We start from the raw sequence: 17,826 nt of genomic DNA on the forward strand, positions 1-17,826 counted from the left end.
CGGGGTGGGGCGCGTCCTGCCGGTCCGCGGCCGCGGCGCGACGGCGCGCGGTCCGCCACGGCCCGGGCGTGCGCCGGGCCGCGAGGTCGCGCGCGAGCTGCTCGTACCCGTCGGCGACGTCGTCCCACGAGTAGTCCTCGGCGCGCTTGCGGTTCGCGCGGCCGCGCTCGAGCGTCCCGAGCTCGTCGCGCTCGGCGTCCTCGAGGATCCCGGCGAGGTCGTGCGGGCCGCGGAAGTAGAGGCCGGGGTCGCGCACGACCTCGCGGTTGAAGTCCACGTCGAACGCGACGACGGGCGCGCCGGCGCCGATCGCGCGCAGGAGCGACGGGTTGGTCCCCCCGACGGAGTGCCCGTGGACGTAGGTGAACGCGGACGCGTAGAGGTCGTCGAGCAGCTCCTGGTCCCACACCGCGCCGAGCAGCCGGACCCGCTCGTCCCCCTGGGCGAGCCGGTCGATCCGGTCGGTGTACTCCGCGGAGTACGGCGCGGAGCCGACGACCACGAGCGGCTTCGTCGCGGTGGACCGCACGTAGCCCTCGACGATCTCCTGCACGTGGTTCTCGGGCTCGAACCGCGCGACGACGAGGTGGTAGCCCTCGGGCTCGAGCCCGAGCTCGGCGACGCGCGCGCCGCGGTCGTCGTCGAGCAGCGGGGCGCCGTACGCGATGAGCGACGACGGCACGCCGTACTCGCGCGCGTAGTAGTCCTGGATCCCCCGGGCGTCGGCGATGATCGCGTCGGAGCACCGGACGGCCGTCGTCTCGGCCGCGCGGTAGTAGCGGCGGCCCGCGGGGCCCCACTTCGCGCGTCGCCACTCGAGCCCGTCCACGTGGGTCGCGACCGGGATGCGCGCCGCGCGCAGCAGCGGCAGGAACGGGGCGTTCGCCGCGTTGAAGACGAAGGCCGCGTCGGTGCGGTGCGCGACGAGGTGGGCGACCGACACGGCCGTGTGGCTCAGCGTCTCGAGCGAGCGGCTGCGGAGCGCGCCGGCGGTGACAACCTCCATGCCGAGGTGCTCGCGGACGACGTCCTCGGTGTTCCCCGTGCGCGTGTAGACGCGGACGCGGTGCCCGCGCGCCGCGAGGCGCGAGCCGACCTCCTCGACCGCCGTCTCGAAGCCGCCGTACCGTGCCGGGACGCCGCGCGTGCCCACCATCGCGATGCTCAGCGTCGCCGCCACCGTCACTCCCGCCCTGCCGCCCTGTGCCTTCCTGCGAGGCTAGTGGTGCGCGGGACCCGTGGGGCCGGGTTCCCGGCGCCTCACCCGGGTGATTTCCCCGGCGGGACGGGGTGGAGAGGCCTCGGCGGGCCGGACGGGTCAGGCGCGGGCGTGGTACTTGCCCTGCGCCGCGAGCAGCCCCTCGGTGAGCACCATCTCGACCGCGTCGGCCGCGTCGTCGAGGAGGAAGGGCAGCTCCTTCGCCTCCGTGCCCTTGAAGTCCTTGAGCACGTAGTCGGCGGTGTCCATGCGGCCGGGCGGACGCCCGACGCCGCCCCGGACGCGCACGTAGTCCTTCGTGCCGAGCGCCTTGGTGATGTCGCGCAGCCCGTTGTGGCCGCCCTCGCCGCCGCCGATCTTCAGCTTGACCGCGCCGAAGGGGATGTCCACCTCGTCGTGGACCACGACCACGTGCTCGGGGTCGATCCCGTAGTACTTCGCGAGCCCCGCCACGGGCCCGCCCGAGACGTTCATGTACGTCGTGGGCTTCGCGAGCACGACGCGCGGCCCGGGACGCCCGCCGGGCAGCATGCCGAGGCGCGCCTCCGCGACGGCGGCCTGCGCGCGCGGGTGCCGCGCGAACCGGGCGCCGGCCCGGCCCGCGAGGACGTCCAGGACCATGTGGCCGAGGTTGTGGCGGTTGCCGGCGTAGCCGGAGCCCGGGTTCCCGAGCCCGACGACGAGCCACGGCTGGTCGCTCATGTGCACCGTTCCTTCGCTGACGTCCTGCACGGTCCCGGCTCCCGACGCGCACGAGGCGTCCGGCACCAGGGTGCCGGACGCCTCGACGAGAGCATGGCGCGGACGACGTCCGCGCGGGGGGTCACTCGCCCGCGGTCGCCTCGGCGGCGGCCTCGGAGCCGGCGGCCTGCTCGGCGGCCTCGGCCTCGGCGGCCTCGATGTCCGCCGAGTTGTCCTGCGGCACGGAGATCGTCACGACGACGAGCTCGGGGTCCGTCGTGAGCGTCGCGCCGGAGGGGAGCTTCACCTCGCCCGCCGTGACGGTGGTGCCGGCCTCGAGGCCCTCGATGGAGACCTCGACGGACTCGGGCAGGTGCGTCGCCTCGGCCTCGATGGCGAGGGTCTGCAGGTCGACGAGGTGGATGGTGCCGGGGGCGGACTCGCCGGTGACGGCGACCGGGACCTCGACGGCGACCTTCTCGCCCTTCTTCACGATGAGCAGGTCGACGTGCTCGATGACGTTGCGGACCGGGTCGCGCTGGACGTCCTTGGCGATGGCGAGCTGGCCCTTGCCCTCGAGCTCGATGGAGAAGAGCGCGTTCGAGTGCTTGAGCGCCATCATCGTCTGGTGGCCCGGCAGGGTGACGTGCACCGGAGCGCTGCCGTGGCCGTAGAGGACGGCGGGGATCTTGTCGGCGCGGCGGATGCGGCGCGCGGCGCCCTTGCCGAACTCGGTGCGGGCCTCGGCGGCGAGCTTGATCTCGGACACGTGGATCACTCCTGGAAGATGCGTTGCGGGCCGGCCGCCAGTGGGGGACGGTCGGCTGTCCGGACGGTGAGAGGGCCCCCCGGACGGGCGGTTGCGTCGGCGCGGGACGTGTGACGGGCGCGCAGGAGGACGACCGCCCAGTCGATAACGGAGATCCAACAGGTCTGGCTGACACGTGCGGTCCCGCGCCGCCGGTGTGCTCACCGGTCCAGCGCTGCCGGCCGTCAGACGTCCCTCGCCGAGGCAACCTGATAACTGTACCCGGGCGCGGCGCGAGTCGGAAACCCGCTCCCCGCCGCCGGACCCGGAACCGCGGCCGCGAGGCGTGCGGCCGTCGTCGGGACGGACGTCAGGGCGTCGCGTCGGCGCGGGCCGTCTCGGGACGGAGCGCGGGCCGGCCGGCGAGGCGGCGCGCGAGGCCCCGGGGCAGCTCGTACAGCCAGTAGACCGGGGTCCGGGAGACGACGGCGTACACGCCGACCGAGGCCAGGGTCGCGACGAGCGCCAGCACGGGCGGCGCGAGCGCGGCCACCGGGGCGGGCACGGCGTCGAGCGCGTCGCCGCCGACGAGCAGGATCGCGTGGATGACGAGCATGTGCGTGAGGTAGACGGGCAGCGTCCGCGTCCCGAGCGCGCGCAGCGGCCGCAGCCCGCTCGTCGCGACGCCGAGCACGATGCCCGCGGCCACCCCGAGCACGCACACGACCCACAGCAGGACGCCCGACGCCACGTGCGCCGCGAGCACGCAGCCCGCGACCCAGAGCGCGACGACGCCCGCGCCGGTCCACAGCGTCAGGCGCTCGGTCAGCCCCAGGACGCGGTCGCGCAGGAGGAGGCCGCCCAGGAAGAAGACGAAGTACTTCGGCGCGCTGTCCCAGGCGTTGTTCGGCAGCTCGAGCGCGAACGCGAACGCCGCGAGCGACACGGCCGCCGCCCCGACGAGCTGCACGCGCGGGGACAGCCCCGAGAGGAGCTTCGCGACGACGAAGAACACCGCGAGCGCCCAGAGGAACCAGCGGATCCCCGACGGCCACACCCACGCCGAGAGCGCGGCCGCGCCGACCTGCAGGGCGGGGCCGCCGTCGTCGGCCAGGCCGGGCGGGAGCTCGAGCCCGACGAGCGCCTCGTGCACCGGGTCGGGGTCGCCCGCGACGACGGCCCCGAGGAGGTAGCCGAGCGCCCGGACGAACGGCCACAGGAGCAGGAGCCACGCGAAGAGCGCGACCTTCGAGGCCAGCAGCGCGCGCCAGGGCCCGCGGACCCACTTCCCGGCGAACAGGCCCGCGACGGCGAAGAAGAGCGGCATGCGCATCGTGCCGAGCGCCGCGTTCACGCGGTCCCACCCGGCCAGGACCGTGCCCCAGGCGCCGGAGAGGTCGAGGTCGCCGAGCGCGCGCGTCGCGTGCAGCACGACGACGAGCAGGATGGCGAGGCCGCGCGCGGCGTCGGGCCAGCGCAGGCGTCCTCGCTCGGCGGTCTGCTGCCGGGGCACGTCGTCACCTCCGGACGCTGCGGGCGGGACCGCGCGGGCGCTGCCACGACCGGACCGGGAGACCCCCGGCCGTCGGGACCGACGCGGACCGTGCGAACCTACCCTCGCGACGGCGACGGCCACGAGGGCCTGGCCGTCATTTCACCCGGGCGAGATCGCGCGCGCTCAGCCCGTCGCGGTGGTCGTCGCGACGGTCGTGGCCACGGTCGCGCCGACGAGGATCACCGCGGTGACCTCCTCGACGTACGCGCGCACGGCCTCGCTCGCCCAGCTCTCGCGCGCGATCTCGCGCGCCCGGGCGTCGACGTCGCGACGTTCTGCGGCGGTGCGTCCGGGCCCGCCGTCGGCGTCGCTGCCGCCGGTCGCGAGCACCCGGCCGGCCTGGCCCGTCGCGGCGAGCAGCGCGACGATCGCCGCCGCGCGCGCGTCCGGCGCCTGCCCCTCGACGAGGACGCGTCGGAGGTCGGCCCGCACCGCGTCCTCGTGGCGGGAGTCCGCCGCGGGGAAGCGCGTCGTCGGGAAGATGCCGAGCACGCGGCCCTCCTCGCGCCGCAGGACGCCGCGCTCCGCGAGCGCCACGACCGCGCGGGCGGCGGGCCGGAGCCTGGCGATCGGCGCCACGAGCGCCTTCGGCGTGGAGCCCTCGCGCGCCCGCACGACGTCGAGCGCCTCGTCGAGCAGCGCGTTGCCGGTCGGGGACGCGTCCCGCACGACGATGCGGCCCACCCGGCCGCCGTCGCCGTCGCCCGCGAGGTCGGCCCGGCCGAGGAGCGCGAGCTCGACGAGCAGCGCGCCCGCGGCGACCTGCTCGCGATACGAGGCGTCGACGACGGCCTTCCCGGTCACGTCGTCGAGCGTGAGCAGCAGGTAGTCCTCGAGGATGAGCATGCGTCCACGCTAGGACCGGGCGACGGGGCCGGGCACCTGCCGTTTGTCACCGGTGCCCGGTGCAGGTCTCACGCCGTCGGCGACGCCGGGCCCCGGTCCGCCGGGTCGGCGAGCTCCCACCGGACGGTGACGGTCGCGCGGACCTCCTGGCTGCCCGGCTCCACGACGAGCGCGTCGCTCGTCGCCTTCGCCGCGAGGACGCGCGCCACCGGGCCGGGCGCGCCGTCGTCCTCCCGGATCTCGACGACCGGGCCGAGCGAGCGTCCCGCGAGGCGGGCGTACTGCTCGGCGCGGGCGCGGGCGTCGGCGAACGCGGCCTCGCGCGCCGCGGCCGCGAGCGGGGCGGGGTCCCCCACGGCGAGGCTGGTCGAGTCGAGCCGGCCCGTCGGGCCGGCGGCGTCGAGCGCCGCGCGCACGACCTCGCCGCTCGCCCCCACGTCGCGCAGCGTCGCGCGCAGCGTGAGGCGGGCGGTCGTGCGCGGGCCGTCCTCGCGCTGCTCGGTCCACGTGGACGTCTGCGACGTGCGCAGGTCGGACGGCGCCACGCCGTGCGCGACGAGCGCGTCCCGCGCCGCGGCGAGCCCGGCGTTGGCGCGGTCGAGCGCGTCCTGGACGCCGGGCGCGCTCGCCTCGGCGCCGAGCTCGACGACGGCGACGTCCGGCGTGGCCGTCACCGCTCCCTGACCGGTGGTCGTCACCCCAGAGCCGTTCATGGCCGTCATGCTCGCACGGACCGCCCGGGGTCGCTCCCGTTTCACCCGGGTGAGCGCGGCACGGACGGCCCACCGCCTGCCACTCTCGTGTCAGAGGGGCACGACGTCGTGCCCGTCCCCGCACCCGGGAGGTCCGCGTGAGACGTCTCCTCGCTCTCGCCGCGCTGCTCGTCGCGCTCGCCCCCGTCCCGGGGGCGGCCGCCGCGGACGCCGTGGGCACCGACCCGGCCGCCACGACGCCGCGCGCGTGCGCCGACGCGCTCGCGCTGCTCGACGACTCCCGCCCCCGGGACGCGGTCGCGCTGGTCGACGCCTATCGCGCGACGGCCACGTCCCCCGCGGACCCGGCGGCGCGGGCCACGGCGTGCGCCGACGTGCGGGACGCGGCGGTCGCCGCGCGGGACACCGCCGCGAAGCTCGCCGCCGAGGCGGAGGCCCTCGAGCCCGGCGGGGCGCGGCCGACGCCCGGGGAGGCCGAGTCCTGGGCCGCCGCGCAGGCCCGCGCGGAACAGGCGCTCGCGCTCGACGCGCAGGACGCGCGGGCCGCCGCCGTGGTCCGCGCGGCGCAGGAGGAGGAGACGACGGTCCCGGACCGCGCGGCGTCCGCCTGGGACGGGTTCGTCGAGGCGGTGTCGCCCCTGGGCCCGCCCCTGCTCGCGCTCCTCGTCGGCGTCCTCGTGCTCGCCGTCGTCGCGCGGCTCGTCGTCCCCGTGACGCTGCGCTGGCCCGTCCTGTCCGCGGGCGAGCGCGTGCGCGCGGGCGCCGCCGGGTGGGGCGCCCTCGTCGCCGGCGCGGCGCTCCTCGTGTGGGGCCCCGCCGCGGGCGCGAGCACGTGGGCGGCCTCGGGCGTCGCGGGCACGACCCTCGCGGCGGTGGTCCTCGTGCTCGGGTTCGTGGCCGGTGTCGTGGCGGTGGCGCTCGCCCTCTGGCGGCTCGTCGCCCCGGGTGCCGGCCACGACCGCACCCGCTGGTGGGCGTGGGCGGCCGCCGTGGCCGGCGTCGCCGCGGTCGCGGCCGTCGTGCTGTCGGCCCGCGCCCTCGGGGCCCCGGGCACCGTCGCGGCAGGGCCCGTCGCGGCGGGGTCCCTCGTGGCGGGGTCCCTCGTGGCGGGGGCCGTCCTGGCGGCGCTCGGCGTGCTCCTCGTCGCCACGGTCCTCGCGACCCGGCTGCGGCTGACGATCGAGGTGACGTCGGGCCGCTCGGGCGACCGGACGACGTCGCACGAGGGGACGGGCGGGGCACGCCTCGTCGCGCTCCTCGGCGAGCTGGGCGCCGAGCCGCCGCGCGGCCTGGAGGTGCCCCGCGGCACGGACATCAGCGCCCTCAGCGGGTCCGCGCTGTCCGAGCTGCCCCAGGGCGCGTTCGTCAAGGCGGTCGTCAGCCTGGCCCAGGGCGTCGTCGGGTCGGTCCCCTGGCGGGTCACGGTCGAGGAGCGGGACGCCGACCACCTGGCCGTCGTCGTCACGAGGAACGGACGGGCCGCGGGCTCCGCCGCGCTCGACCGGGCGGGACTCCTGCGGTTCGACCCCGAGGACCCGACGTCGGCCGCCGCCGCGGCGCGGGTCGACCTCTACCGCGCCGCCGCGGCCGTCGTGCTGCTGACGCTCGCACGCCACCACGCGGGCTTCGAGGGGCTGTGCGGGGCGACGTCGTGGCGCAGCCTCGCCCTCCAGTACGTCGCCCAGAGCGACCTCACCGGCGCGCCGGACCGGGAGCGGGAGTTCCTCGCGCGCGCCGTCGACGTCGACCCGCGCAACGACCTGGCCCAGGTCGCCGTCGCGCACGCCGAGGGCCGGCACCACACCCTGCGCGAGGACCTCGACGCGTACGGCCGCTGGCTCGACCGGTTCGTCGCGCGGACGGCGGGCCGCAGCGGGTACCGCTCGCTGCGGCTGCGGGCCCAGTACTCGCGCGCCGCGACGACGGTGAACGCGTGCTTCGCCCCGGGCCGCGACGGGGACGACCCGGCGGGCAGGCTCGACGCGACCGCCGTCGACGCGGTCCGCGCGCTGCTGGAGGCGCTCGCGGTGGAGCGTGCCGCGGGGCGGGAGGACGCGCTCGTCGTCCGGCTCCAGGACGCCGTCGAGAGCCTCTACCGCCAGGCGGAGGACGCGGCCCGGGCGCTGGAGCCCGTCGCGGCGCAGGGGGCGCCGGCGGCACCGGGGACGGAGCCGGGCGAGCGGGCCGAGCCGAGCGAGCCGGCCAGGTCGGTCGAGACGCCCCGCGAGCGCCTGCGGCGCGCCTACCGGGCCGCCCTGGTCCGCGACCCCGACGACGGCGACGCGGGCCCGCCCTCTCCCACGACGCCGACCGGCGAGTACAACCTGGCGTGCACGTACGCCGTCCGCACGACGCCGCTCGGTGCCGCCGACGCGCTCCGCACGACCGACCACCTGCGGCGTGCGGTCGTGCTCGCCGACCTGCGCGCGTGGCTCCACGACGACCCGATGCTGGCCGCGTACCGCGAGCGGCCGGAGTACGCCGCGGAGTTCGGCCAGGACCCGCTCGACCTCCTCGCGGTCGCGCCGTTCGCCCGGTACGCGCCGGCCTTGCGCGCGTGGGGCCTGACGACGGAGCAGCGGATCGTGGCGGTCCCCCCGCCCGACCTGGCGGCGCTCCTCGGGACGACGCCCGAGGAGGCCGCGAGGGTGCGCGCCGCCGCGCACCTCGCGGCGGACCTCCCGGCGCTCCCGGGACGCTGCGACGTGCTCGACGTGCTGCTGACCCACGACGTGGGCGGCCTGCCCCCGGCCGGGCAGGGCCTCCCCGAGGACGTCGCCCGCGCCCTGCGGTCCCGCGTCGCGCGCCTGCGGCTCACGCCGTCGGAGCGCGACCGGCTGCGGGCCGCGCTGGCCGGGTGGCTGGGCTGAGCCTCAGCTGTTGCCGTCGAACAGCGAGGTGACCGAGCCGTCGTCGAACACCTCGCGGATCGCGCGCGCGATGAGCGGCGCGATGGAGAGCACCGTCAGCTGCGGGAACTGCTTGTCCGCCGCGATGGGCAGCGTGTCCGTGATGACGACCTCGCTCGCCCCGCACTCGGACAGGCGCTGTGCCGCCGGGTCGGACAGCACGCCGTGCGTCGCGGCCACGATGACCGACCGCGCGCCCGCGGCGAGGATGACGCGCACGGCCTCGGCGATCGTGCCGCCGGTGTCGATGAGGTCGTCGACGAGCACGCAGTCGCGGCCCTCGACGTCGCCGACGACGCGGTTCGCGACGGCCTGGTTGGGGCGCGTGACGTCGCGCGTCTTGTGGACGAACGCGAGCGGCCCGCCCCCGAGCTTCGCGGCCCACTGCTCGGCGACGCGGATGCGGCCCGCGTCGGGCGAGACGACCGTGACGTTCGACGTGTCGACGCGCGAGCGCACGTAGTCCGTGAGGATCGGCATCGCCCACAGGTGGTCGACCGGCCCGTCGAAGAAGCCCTGCGTCTGCGCGGCGTGCAGGTCGACGCTCATGAGGCGGTCGGCGCCCGCGGCGGTGAACAGGTCGGACATGAGGCGCGCCGAGATCGGCTCGCGACCGCGGTGCTTCTTGTCCTGGCGGGCGTACCCGTAGAACGGCTGCACGACCGTGATCGTGCGGGCCGAGGCGCGCTTCGCGGCGTCGACCATGAGCAGCTGCTCCATGATCCACTGGTTGATCGGCGCGGTGTGGCTCTGGAGGATGAAGACGTCCGAGCCGCGGACCGACTCGCCGAACCGGACGTAGATCTCGCCGTTCGCGAAGTCGTACGCGGTCGTGGGCAGCAGGTCGATGCCCAGCTCCCGTGCGACGTCGTTGGCCAGCTCGGGGTGCGCGCGCCCCGAGGCGAGGACGAGGGACTTCTCCCCGTTGCCGGCGATCGTGCTGCTCATACCAGTGGGTTCCTTCGGTGGGGTTTCCGGGTGCGGGGGTAGGTCTGAGGTCGGCTGGCCGGTCGCGGTCAGTCTGTCGTGGTGGCGGGGCGACCGCCACGCAGCGCCTCGAGCGTGTGCTCGAGCTCGGGCGCGGGCGGCGGCGGGGTGGGGCGGTCGGCCGTCGCGGCGGCGCTCTGGTCCGCGAGCTGGGCCTGCGCCTGCGCGCCGAGCGGGGGTGCCTCCGGGTCCGCGGCGCGCGCGGCGGCCGCGGCCTCGGCGGCGGGCGTGCCGGCGCGACGGCGCTCGACCCAGCCCTCGATGTTGCGCTGCTGGCCGCCGCTCACGCCGAGCGCGCCCGCGGGCACGTCGCGGCGGATGACGGACCCGGCGGCCGTGTACGCGCCGTCGCCGACGCTCACGGGCGCGACGAACATGTTGTCCGCGCCGGTGCGGGCGTGCGAGCCGATGACGGTGCGGTGCTTGTGCACGCCGTCGTAGTTGACCGTGACCGACGCGGCGCCGATGTTCGTGTGGTCGCCGATCGTCGCGTCGCCGACGTAGGACAGGTGCGGGATCTTCGACCCCTCGCCGATCTCCGCGTTCTTCGTCTCGACGAACGTGCCGATCTTGCCCTGCGCACCGAGCACGGTGCCGGGCCGCAGGTACGCGAACGGGCCGACGGACGTCCCCGCGCCCAGGACCGCGAGCGAGCCGTGCGTGCGGGTCACGGTCGCGCCGGCGCCGACCTCGGTGTCGGTGAGCGTGGTGTCCGGGCCGACCGTCGCGCCCTCGGCGACGACCGTCGCGCCGTGGAGCTGCGTCCCCGGGAGGAGCGTGACGTCTCGCGCGAGCTCGACGTCGACGTCGACCCACGTCGTGGCCGGGTCGACGACCGTCACGCCCGCGCGCATCCAGTCCTCGAGGATCCGGCGGTTGAGCTCGGCGCGCAGCGTCGCGAGCTGCACGCGGTCGTTGACGCCCTCGACGACCGTCGGGTCGTCGGAGACGAGCGCCCGGACGACGCCGCCCTCGGCGCGCGCCGCGGCGACGACGTCCGTCAGGTAGACCTCGCCCTGCGCGTTGTCGCGGCCGAGCGTGCCGAGCCCGCGCCGCAGGACGGCGGCGTCGAACACGTAGATCGACGCGTTGATCTCGCGGATCGCGAGCTCGTCGGCCGACGCGTCCTTGTGCTCGACGATGCGCAGGACGTCGCCGGTCGCGTCGTCGCGCACGACGCGGCCGTAGCCGGTCGCGTCGTCGAGCTGCGTCGTCAGCATCGTCACGGCGTTGCCGTCGGCGACGTGCGCCGCGAGGAGCTGGGCGAGGGTGCCGCCGTCGAGCAGCGGGGTGTCGCCCGCGGTGACGACCACGGGGCCCTCGAGGCCGTCGCCGACGCCGCGCCCCTCCTCGCCGTCGGGCACGCCGTGGACGAGCGCCTGCGCGTGCGCCTTCGCGTCGAGCGCGGCGAGCGCGCACTGCACGGCGCGGCCCGTCCCCGGGATCTCGTCCTGGTCCACGACGACCGCGTCCGGGTCGACCGACACGGCGTGCTCGGCGACGCGGTCGCGCTCGTGCCGGACGACCACGGCGAGCAGCGCCGGGTCGAGCGAGCGCGCGGCGACGAGCACGTGCCCGAGCAGGCTGCGGCCCGCGAGCGTGTGCAGCATCTTGGGGGTGGACGACTTCATCCGCGTGCCCTCGCCTGCGGCGAGGACGATCACGGCAGCGGGGGCGACGGTGGTGTCGGTGCCCTGCTGAGCTTCCATGGGTGTTCCCCTCGGGATCGGTGGCACGAGCTCCGCCCCCAGGACTCGAACCTGGACCAAGGGCACCAAAAACCCTTGTGCTGCCGATTACACCAAGGCGGACCGGACCCGGCGACGCCCTGCTCGCCACGTGCTCGTCACCTGCCCGTCGCCGCGCCCCCGGTTCGACCCGGGCCGCGGCGGGCGGGCCGGGTCCGGGAACAGTCTGCCAGGTCGGTCCCCGTGCCCGACGCCGCGCGTGCCCGTCTCGCCCCATCCGCGCCGGACGCGGGGCGTGGCCCGCACCACACCCGTGCGCGCGCCCGCCCGACGACGCCCGCATCGGCGGGCGCGGACCCTCCGGCTGCGGCGAGCGCCCGCACGGCATGATGGACCCGTGGCCGACTCCAGACGCACCCCCCGATCCCGCATGACCGCGAGCCAGCGGCGCGAGCAGCTGCTCGCCGTCAGCCGCAAGCTGTTCGCCGAGAAGGGGTTCGAGGGGACGAGCGTCGAGGAGATCGCCGCGCGCGCCGAGGTGTCCAAGCCCGTCGTGTACGAGCACTTCGGCGGCAAGGAGGGCATCTACGCGGTCGTCGTGGACCGCGAGGTGCAGGCGCTCACCGCGGCGCTGTCGGGCGCGCTCGACGAGGGCGGCCACCCGAAGGTGCTGCTGGAACGCACCGCGCTCGCGCTCCTGTCCTACATCGAGGCGTCCGAGGACGGCTTCCGGATCCTCGTGCGCGACTCCCCCGTCGCGCAGGCCACGGGCACCTTCTCGAGCCTCATCGGCGACGTCGCGACGCAGGTCGAGCACCTCCTCGCGCACCAGTTCCGCACGCGCGGCCTCGACCCGAAGGTCGCGCCCATCTACGCGCAGATGCTGGTCGGCATGGTCGCCCTCACCGGTCAGTACTGGCTCGACGCGCGCTCCCCCAAGAAGACGGAGGTCGCGGCGCACCTCGTCAACCTCGCCTGGAACGGCCTCGCGGAGATGGAAAAGCGGCCGCACCTCATCACCACGAGGTTCTGACGCAGATCCGCCCCCCGAACCCGCGTCATGACAGCGGGGTCAGCCCGTCTCTCTGGCGGCAGAGCAGAACGACGAAGCGGGGCAGCGGATGCACGGGCACGACCGGTCGGCCGACCAGGGGTACGGCGACCCACGGGACGAGATCCGTCCCACGGTCTGGGGGTACGTGACCTGGACGACCGCACGGTGTCTGCAGGGCGACGTCCCGGGTGCGCCCGCGCGCGTCGTCCAGCGCACCGACGTGCTCGTCCCGGGCCTCACTCCCTACGAGCTGGACCGGGTGCGCCGGCACGCGGAGTGGCGCGCGTCGGTCGACGTGGTGCGGGTCGGCCTCGTCGCGGGCGTGACGACCGCGCTCGCCGCCCTGGTCGCCGGACAGCACCTGGCGGCGCCCGAGACCCTGCTCCTCGCCGCCGTCCTGGGGCTCGCGGCGGCGCTCCTCACCGTGGTGCTCCTGCACCTGACGGGCCCGCGCCTCACGCGGGTCGAGCGTCGCGCGCTGCGCCGGGCCGTGGAGATCCGGCGCGTGCGGGTCGCGCCCCCGACGTCGGCCGTGATGCGCGTGCTCGTCGCGATGAGCGCCGTCGAGTCGGTGTCCGGGCGGCTCGACGAGCAGGACGCCGCGCTCGCCCGCGAGCTGCTCTGGGTCTCGCTCGACGCCGTCCGGCGCGACGACGCCGCAGCCGTCGACGAGGCGACCGGGACGATGCTGCGCCTCGCCGTGCGGGCCGCCCGGACGCTGCCCACCGTGCGCGACGAGCACCTCGGCTGACCGGCGGGCCAGCCCGACGTCGGCAGGGGCGCACCCCCTGCTTCCGCACGGTCAGGACGTGACATCTGTCCCGTGCCGCACGCGTTCGCGCGTGGTTGTGTGGAGCGCATGGCGACACTCGAGATCGACTCGCTGACCAAGTCCTACGGCGACGTGCGCGCCCTGCGCGGCACGTCGTTCGACGTCCGCGCCGGGGAGATCTTCGGCTTCGTCGGCTCCAACGGCGCCGGGAAGACGACGACGATGCGCATCGTCCTCGGCGTCCTCGCCGCCGACGGCGGCGAGGTCCGGTGGGAGGGCCGGCCCCTCGACCTGGCCGCCCGCCGCCGCATCGGCTACATGCCCGAGGAGCGCGGCCTCTACCCGCGCATGAAGGTCGGCGAGCAGCTCGTCTACCTCGCCCGGCTGCACGGGCTGTCCGCCGCGGCGGCGAAGGACGCGATGGAGCGCTGGACCACGACGCTCGGCGTCGAGGCGCGCCGCGGCGACGAGGTGCAGAAGCTTTCGCTCGGCAACCAGCAGCGCGTCCAGCTCGCCGCCGCGCTCACCCACGACCCCGAGCTGCTCGTGCTCGACGAGCCGTTCAGCGGGCTCGACCCCGTCGCCGTCGACGTCATGAGCGGGGTCCTGCGCGACCGCGCCCAGGCGGGCGTGCCCGTCGTGTTCTCGTCGCACCAGCTCGACCTCGTGGAACGGCTGTGCGACCGCGTCGGCATCATCAAGGACGGCACGATGGTGGAGGTCGGCACGATCGACGAGCTCCGTCGTACCGAGCAGGAGCGCTGGGTCGTGGACGGCCCGCCCGGCGCCACGTGGATCGGTGCCGTGCCCGACGCGCGGGCCGTCAGCCTGGAGGGGTCGCGCACCGTCGTGGAGCTCGCGCCCGGACCGACCGGCGACGGGACCGGGGGCGTGCCCGGCGGGCGCGAGCAGGCCGTGCTGCGCGCGGCGCTCGCCGTCGGGCCCGTGCACGAGTTCGCGCTCGTCCGGCCGTCGCTCACCGAGCTGTACCGCGACGTCGTGAGCGCCGAGGAGAAGCCGGCCGCGACGGCCGCCGAGACCGTGGAGGTGGGGGCATGAGCACGGGGACCTCGTTGACGTCCTGGGGCGCGATCCGCCTCGTCGCGGGCCGCGAGATCATGACGCGGCTGCGCTCCAAGTCCTTCGTGTGGCTGACCGTGATCCTCGTGGGCGCCGTCGTGCTCGGCGGGGTCGTGCTCAACCTCGCGAACGGGTCGGGCCCGAGCGCCGAGCGCGTGGGGGTCACGCCGCAGACCGCGGCGCTCGCCGAGGCGATCGAGACCACGGGGAGCACGCTCGGGACCGACGTCGAGACCGTCGACGTCGCGGACGACGCCGCCGGCGAGGCCCAGGTGCGCGACGGCGACCTCGACGCCCTGGTCACCGGGAGCGTCGGATCCCCCACGGTCGTCGTCGACACCGAGCTGTCGTCGGGCCTCACGGCCGTCTTCACGACGCTCGCCCAGCAGACCGCGCTGTCCGACGCCGTCGCGAGCCTCGGGGGCGACCCCGCCCAGGTCGCGGGCGACGTCGCGACCGCCGCGCCGGACGTGCGCACCATCGGGGAGCCCAGCGAGTTCGACCCGGCGCGCTACGTCACCGGCCTGGTCACCGGCATCCTGCTCTTCATGGCCATCATGATCAGCGGCCAGCTCATCGCGCAGGGGGTCGTCGAGGAGAAGACGAGCCGCGTCGTCGAGCTCCTGCTCTCGACCGTGCGCCCGTGGCAGCTCATGGCGGGCAAGGTCCTCGGCATCGGCCTCGTCGGGCTCGGGCAGGTCGCGCTCGTCGTGCTCGCGGGCGTGGGGACCGCCCTCGGCCTCGGCCTCGTCGACACCTCGACGATCGACCTCGGGACCGCCGCGGCCTGGGCGCTCGTGTGGTTCGTCGTCGGCTTCGTCAGCTACGCGCTGCTCATGGCCGGCCTCGGCGCGCTGGTGTCGCGCCAGGAGGACGTCGGCGCGGTCACCACGCCCGTCACGTTCCTCATGATCGTGCCGTACATCGTGGGCGTCTCCGTCGCGCCGTGGGCGCCAGACAACCCGCTCGTCGTCTGGCTGTCGTACGTGCCGCTGTGCTCGCCGCTGCTCATGCCGGTCCGCATCGCGCTCGGCAGCGCCGAGACGTGGGAGGCCCTCGTCGCGCTCGGCCTCTCCGTCGCGGTCATCCCCCTCCTCGTGTGGCTCGCGGCGAAGATCTACTCCAACGCCGTCCTGCGCACCGGCGCCCGCGTCAGGCTCACGGACGCCCTGCGCACGTCCTGACGGCGGGGCCCTGCCCCGCCGAGAGAGAGGCGTGGTTCGCCGAGAGAGAGCCCGGGTCGGGCGAGGTAGAGCCCGGGTCGGGCGAGGTAGAGCCCGGGTCGGGCGAGGTAGAGCCCGGGTTCGGCGAGGTAGAGGCCAGGTTCGGCGAGGTAGAGGCCAGGCCCGGTGGTCGACGACGGTGGGTCGCCACCCTGTGCTCGTGTCGCCCTGATAGGTGCGCGCCCAGGCACGACCACGCCTCTACCTCGGCGGACAGCGGCTCTACCTCGGCGGACAGCGGCTCTACCTCGCGGGGCCATGGCTCTACCTCGCGGCGGCGGGTCTTGCGGCGCGCCGCGGTGACTCCGAGCCGTCAAGAGTCTTGACGTCGAGACACGTCGAGTACCCTCGCGTCATGGACCAGCAGCACGAGGACGAGGTCGACCGCATCGTCGCGGCGTGGCAGCGCGAGCGGCCGGACCTCGACGTCGAGCCGCTCACCGTGTTCTCCCGGGTCGACCGGCTCGCCCGGCACCTGGACCGGGCGCGGCGCACGGCGTTCGCGCGCGGGCACCTGGAGACGTGGGAGTTCGACGTCCTGTCCGCGCTGCGCCGCGCGGGCGAGCCGTACCGCCTCTCCCCCGGGGCGCTCGTCACCCAGACGCTCGTCACGAGCGGGACCATGACGAACCGCATCGACCGGCTCGAGGAGCGCGGGCTCGTCGTACGCCGCCGCTCGCCCGACGACCGGCGCGGCGTGCTCGTCGAGCTCACGCCCGAGGGCCTGGAGCGCGTGGACACGGCGATGACCGACCTCCTCGCCGTCGAGGCCCGCATCCTCGACGCGCTCGAGCCGGGCGAGCGACCTGCGCTCGCGGCGCTCCTGCGTACAGTCGGAGGACAGTTCGACGACTGACCGACGGCCCGGACGACCGGGCGGGCGTCGCCGCACGCGCCCGCACCCGGAGGTCCCCGCCCGATGCCGTCGTCACGGCCGCCCCGCCCGAGCACGTTCCGCGGCGGGATCGACGGGGTCCTGCTCGTCGCCGTGCTGCTCGTGGCCGTCAACCTGCGGGCGCCGCTCACGGCGCTCCCTCCCGTCGTCGCCGACGTCGCGGCCGACCTCGACCTCACCGCCGCCGCGGCGGGCCTGCTCACCGGCATCCCGGTGCTCTGCTTCGCGCTCGCGACGCCCGCCGTCGCGGGCCTGCTCGGGCGGTCGTCGCTCCGGACGGCGATCGCCGTCGCGCTCGCACTGATCTTCGCGGGCACGGTCCTGCGCTCGGCGGACCTCGCGGCGCTCGGCGCGGCCGGGACGTTCGCGGGCACGGTGCTCCTCGGGCTGGGCATCACGACGGCGAACCTCGCGGTGCCGATGATCGCCCAGCGTGACTTCCCCGGCCACGTCGCGACGGTGACGGGCCTGTACACGGCGGCGATCAACGTCGGCACCGTCGCGACGACGGCGCTCACCGCGCCGCTGGCGGACGCCGTCGGGTGGCGCTGGGCGCTCGCGTCGTGGTCGGTGCTCGCGGTCGTCGCGCTCGTGTGGTGGCTGCGCGCGGTGCCGCGCGAGGCGCGCGAGGCGCGCGAGCGACGGAACCTGCCGGCGGAGGCCGCGCCCGACCCGACGACGGCGGAGACGAAGACCGGGGCCGCGGTCGAGGCGGACGCGCTGGCGGCGTCCGCGGCGGAGGGTGTCACGGGCACCGACCCGACGACGGCCCGCGAGCGCCACGTGCTCGCGACGCCGTTCACGTGGTGGCTGTGCGCGATGTTCGCGCTCCAGTCGTCGAGCTTCTACGCGCTCACGGCGTGGTTGCCGCTCGTCCTGGAGGACCTCGCGGGCATCCCGCGCTCCGCGTCGGGCGGTGCGGCGTCGCTGTTCCAGGGCTTCGCGATCGTCGGCGGTCTCGCGGTGCCGCTCGCCGCGCGCCGCCTCAGCCTGCGGCAGACGTTCGTCGGGATCGCGGTGCTGTGGCTGGCGCTGCCCGTGGGCCTGCTCGTCGCGCCGGGGCTCTGGGCGGTGTGGGCGTCCGCGGCGGGCGTCGCCCAGGCGGCGAACTTCGTCGTGATCTTCACGCTCGTCGCCCAGCGGTACCCGACGGTCCGGCGCGGCCGGCAGGCGTCAGCGACGGTGCAGTCCGTCGGGTACTGCCTGGCCGCCGTCGCGCCCACCGCGGCCGGGGCCCTGCAGACGGCGACGGGGACGTGGACGGTGCCGGTCGCCGTCGTGCTGGGCGCGCTCGTGGTGATGACCGGGATCGGGCTGGTCCTCACCGGCGCTCCCCGTCGTCGCGCGGGCTGAGCGCGCAGCCCCTCCACGTGGAGCACCTCCTCGACCCTTGACCCCCGCTCTCGCGGGTGTTTATGGTGTACACACAGTTTATGGCGCACACAGGCAGTGTGCG

Annotated in this window: 14 protein-coding genes, 1 tRNA gene and 1 pseudogene; 7 read left to right on the plus strand and 9 right to left on the minus strand. The window is 75.9% G+C overall.

Going from position 1 to position 17,826, the window contains the following annotated elements:
- Positions 1-37: 37 nt before the first annotated feature.
- The 6 genes and pseudogenes from B9L22_RS20555 to B9L22_RS14545 form a co-directional block, all read right to left on the minus strand.
- Positions 38-1,156 (minus strand): annotated as a pseudogene (locus tag B9L22_RS20555) (DUF1972 domain-containing protein); the annotation flags it as partial.
- A gap of 162 nt (positions 1,157-1,318) precedes the next feature.
- The gene (gene pth / locus B9L22_RS14525; protein WP_086150902.1) at positions 1,319-1,921 is read right to left on the minus strand and encodes an aminoacyl-tRNA hydrolase; all 603 of its coding nucleotides are present in this window, start codon (positions 1,919-1,921) and stop codon (positions 1,319-1,321) included.
- A 121-nt stretch (positions 1,922-2,042) separates the two neighbouring features.
- Entirely contained in the window at positions 2,043-2,669 is a 627-nt protein-coding gene (locus B9L22_RS14530) for a 50S ribosomal protein L25/general stress protein Ctc (RefSeq protein WP_021482199.1), read from the minus strand.
- Between the two features lie 349 nt (positions 2,670-3,018).
- Entirely contained in the window at positions 3,019-4,161 is a 1,143-nt protein-coding gene (locus B9L22_RS14535) for an acyltransferase (protein ID WP_158097215.1), read from the minus strand.
- 165 nt (positions 4,162-4,326) lie between these two features.
- Complete coding sequence (locus B9L22_RS14540) at positions 4,327-5,049, minus strand: GPP34 family phosphoprotein (protein WP_086150904.1); 723 nt, start codon at positions 5,047-5,049, stop codon at positions 4,327-4,329.
- Between the two features lie 68 nt (positions 5,050-5,117).
- Positions 5,118-5,762 carry an SIMPL domain-containing protein gene (locus B9L22_RS14545; RefSeq protein ID WP_228088241.1) on the minus strand — a complete coding sequence of 215 codons (645 nt, stop codon included), beginning with the start codon at positions 5,760-5,762 and terminating at the stop codon, positions 5,118-5,120.
- Between the two features lie 137 nt (positions 5,763-5,899).
- On the opposite strand from B9L22_RS14545, the gene B9L22_RS14550 reads away from it, so the two are divergent.
- Complete coding sequence (locus tag B9L22_RS14550) at positions 5,900-8,632, plus strand: hypothetical protein (protein WP_086150906.1); 2,733 nt, start codon at positions 5,900-5,902, stop codon at positions 8,630-8,632.
- A 3-nt stretch (positions 8,633-8,635) separates the two neighbouring features.
- Here the strand turns inward: B9L22_RS14550 and B9L22_RS14555 are convergent, their stop codons facing one another.
- The 3 genes from B9L22_RS14555 to B9L22_RS14565 all read right to left on the minus strand — a co-directional run bounded on the left by B9L22_RS14555 (position 8,636) and on the right by B9L22_RS14565 (position 11,469).
- Positions 8,636-9,619 (minus strand): ribose-phosphate diphosphokinase, encoded by a 984-nt coding sequence (locus tag B9L22_RS14555; RefSeq protein WP_021483711.1) that lies wholly within the window; start codon positions 9,617-9,619, stop codon positions 8,636-8,638.
- A gap of 68 nt (positions 9,620-9,687) precedes the next feature.
- Positions 9,688-11,367, minus strand: a complete 1,680-nt coding sequence (gene glmU, locus B9L22_RS14560; protein WP_086150907.1) for a bifunctional UDP-N-acetylglucosamine diphosphorylase/glucosamine-1-phosphate N-acetyltransferase GlmU — start codon at positions 11,365-11,367, stop codon at positions 9,688-9,690.
- A gap of 30 nt (positions 11,368-11,397) precedes the next feature.
- Positions 11,398-11,469 (minus strand) — tRNA-Gln (locus B9L22_RS14565).
- Positions 11,470-11,776: 307 nt separating this feature from the next.
- On the opposite strand from B9L22_RS14565, the gene B9L22_RS14570 reads away from it, so the two are divergent.
- From B9L22_RS14570 to B9L22_RS14595, 6 genes are all read left to right on the plus strand, one after another.
- Complete coding sequence (locus B9L22_RS14570; RefSeq protein WP_086150908.1) at positions 11,777-12,379, plus strand: TetR/AcrR family transcriptional regulator; 603 nt, start codon at positions 11,777-11,779, stop codon at positions 12,377-12,379.
- 166 nt (positions 12,380-12,545) lie between these two features.
- A complete protein-coding gene (locus B9L22_RS14575) occupies positions 12,546-13,151 on the plus strand; it encodes a hypothetical protein (protein ID WP_143317324.1) in 606 nt (201 codons plus the stop codon).
- Between the two features lie 108 nt (positions 13,152-13,259).
- Entirely contained in the window at positions 13,260-14,231 is a 972-nt protein-coding gene (locus B9L22_RS14580) for an ABC transporter ATP-binding protein (RefSeq protein WP_086150910.1), read from the plus strand.
- The gene (locus tag B9L22_RS14585; RefSeq protein ID WP_076406282.1) at positions 14,228-15,436 is read left to right on the plus strand and encodes an ABC transporter permease; all 1,209 of its coding nucleotides are present in this window, start codon (positions 14,228-14,230) and stop codon (positions 15,434-15,436) included. Before B9L22_RS14580 ends, B9L22_RS14585 begins: the two co-directional genes overlap by 4 nt.
- Positions 15,437-15,830: 394 nt before the next feature.
- Entirely contained in the window at positions 15,831-16,331 is a 501-nt protein-coding gene (locus B9L22_RS14590) for a MarR family winged helix-turn-helix transcriptional regulator (protein WP_021482856.1), read from the plus strand.
- Positions 16,332-16,394: 63 nt separating this feature from the next.
- Positions 16,395-17,723: a CynX/NimT family MFS transporter gene (locus tag B9L22_RS14595; RefSeq protein WP_086150911.1), complete on the plus strand. Its 1,329-nt coding sequence runs from the start codon at positions 16,395-16,397 to the stop codon at positions 17,721-17,723.
- The last annotated feature ends 103 nt before the right edge of the window (positions 17,724-17,826 follow it).

Source organism: Cellulosimicrobium sp. KWT-B, from assembly GCF_002127155.1.
Classification (GTDB): Bacteria; Actinomycetota; Actinomycetes; order Actinomycetales; family Cellulomonadaceae; genus Cellulosimicrobium; species Cellulosimicrobium funkei.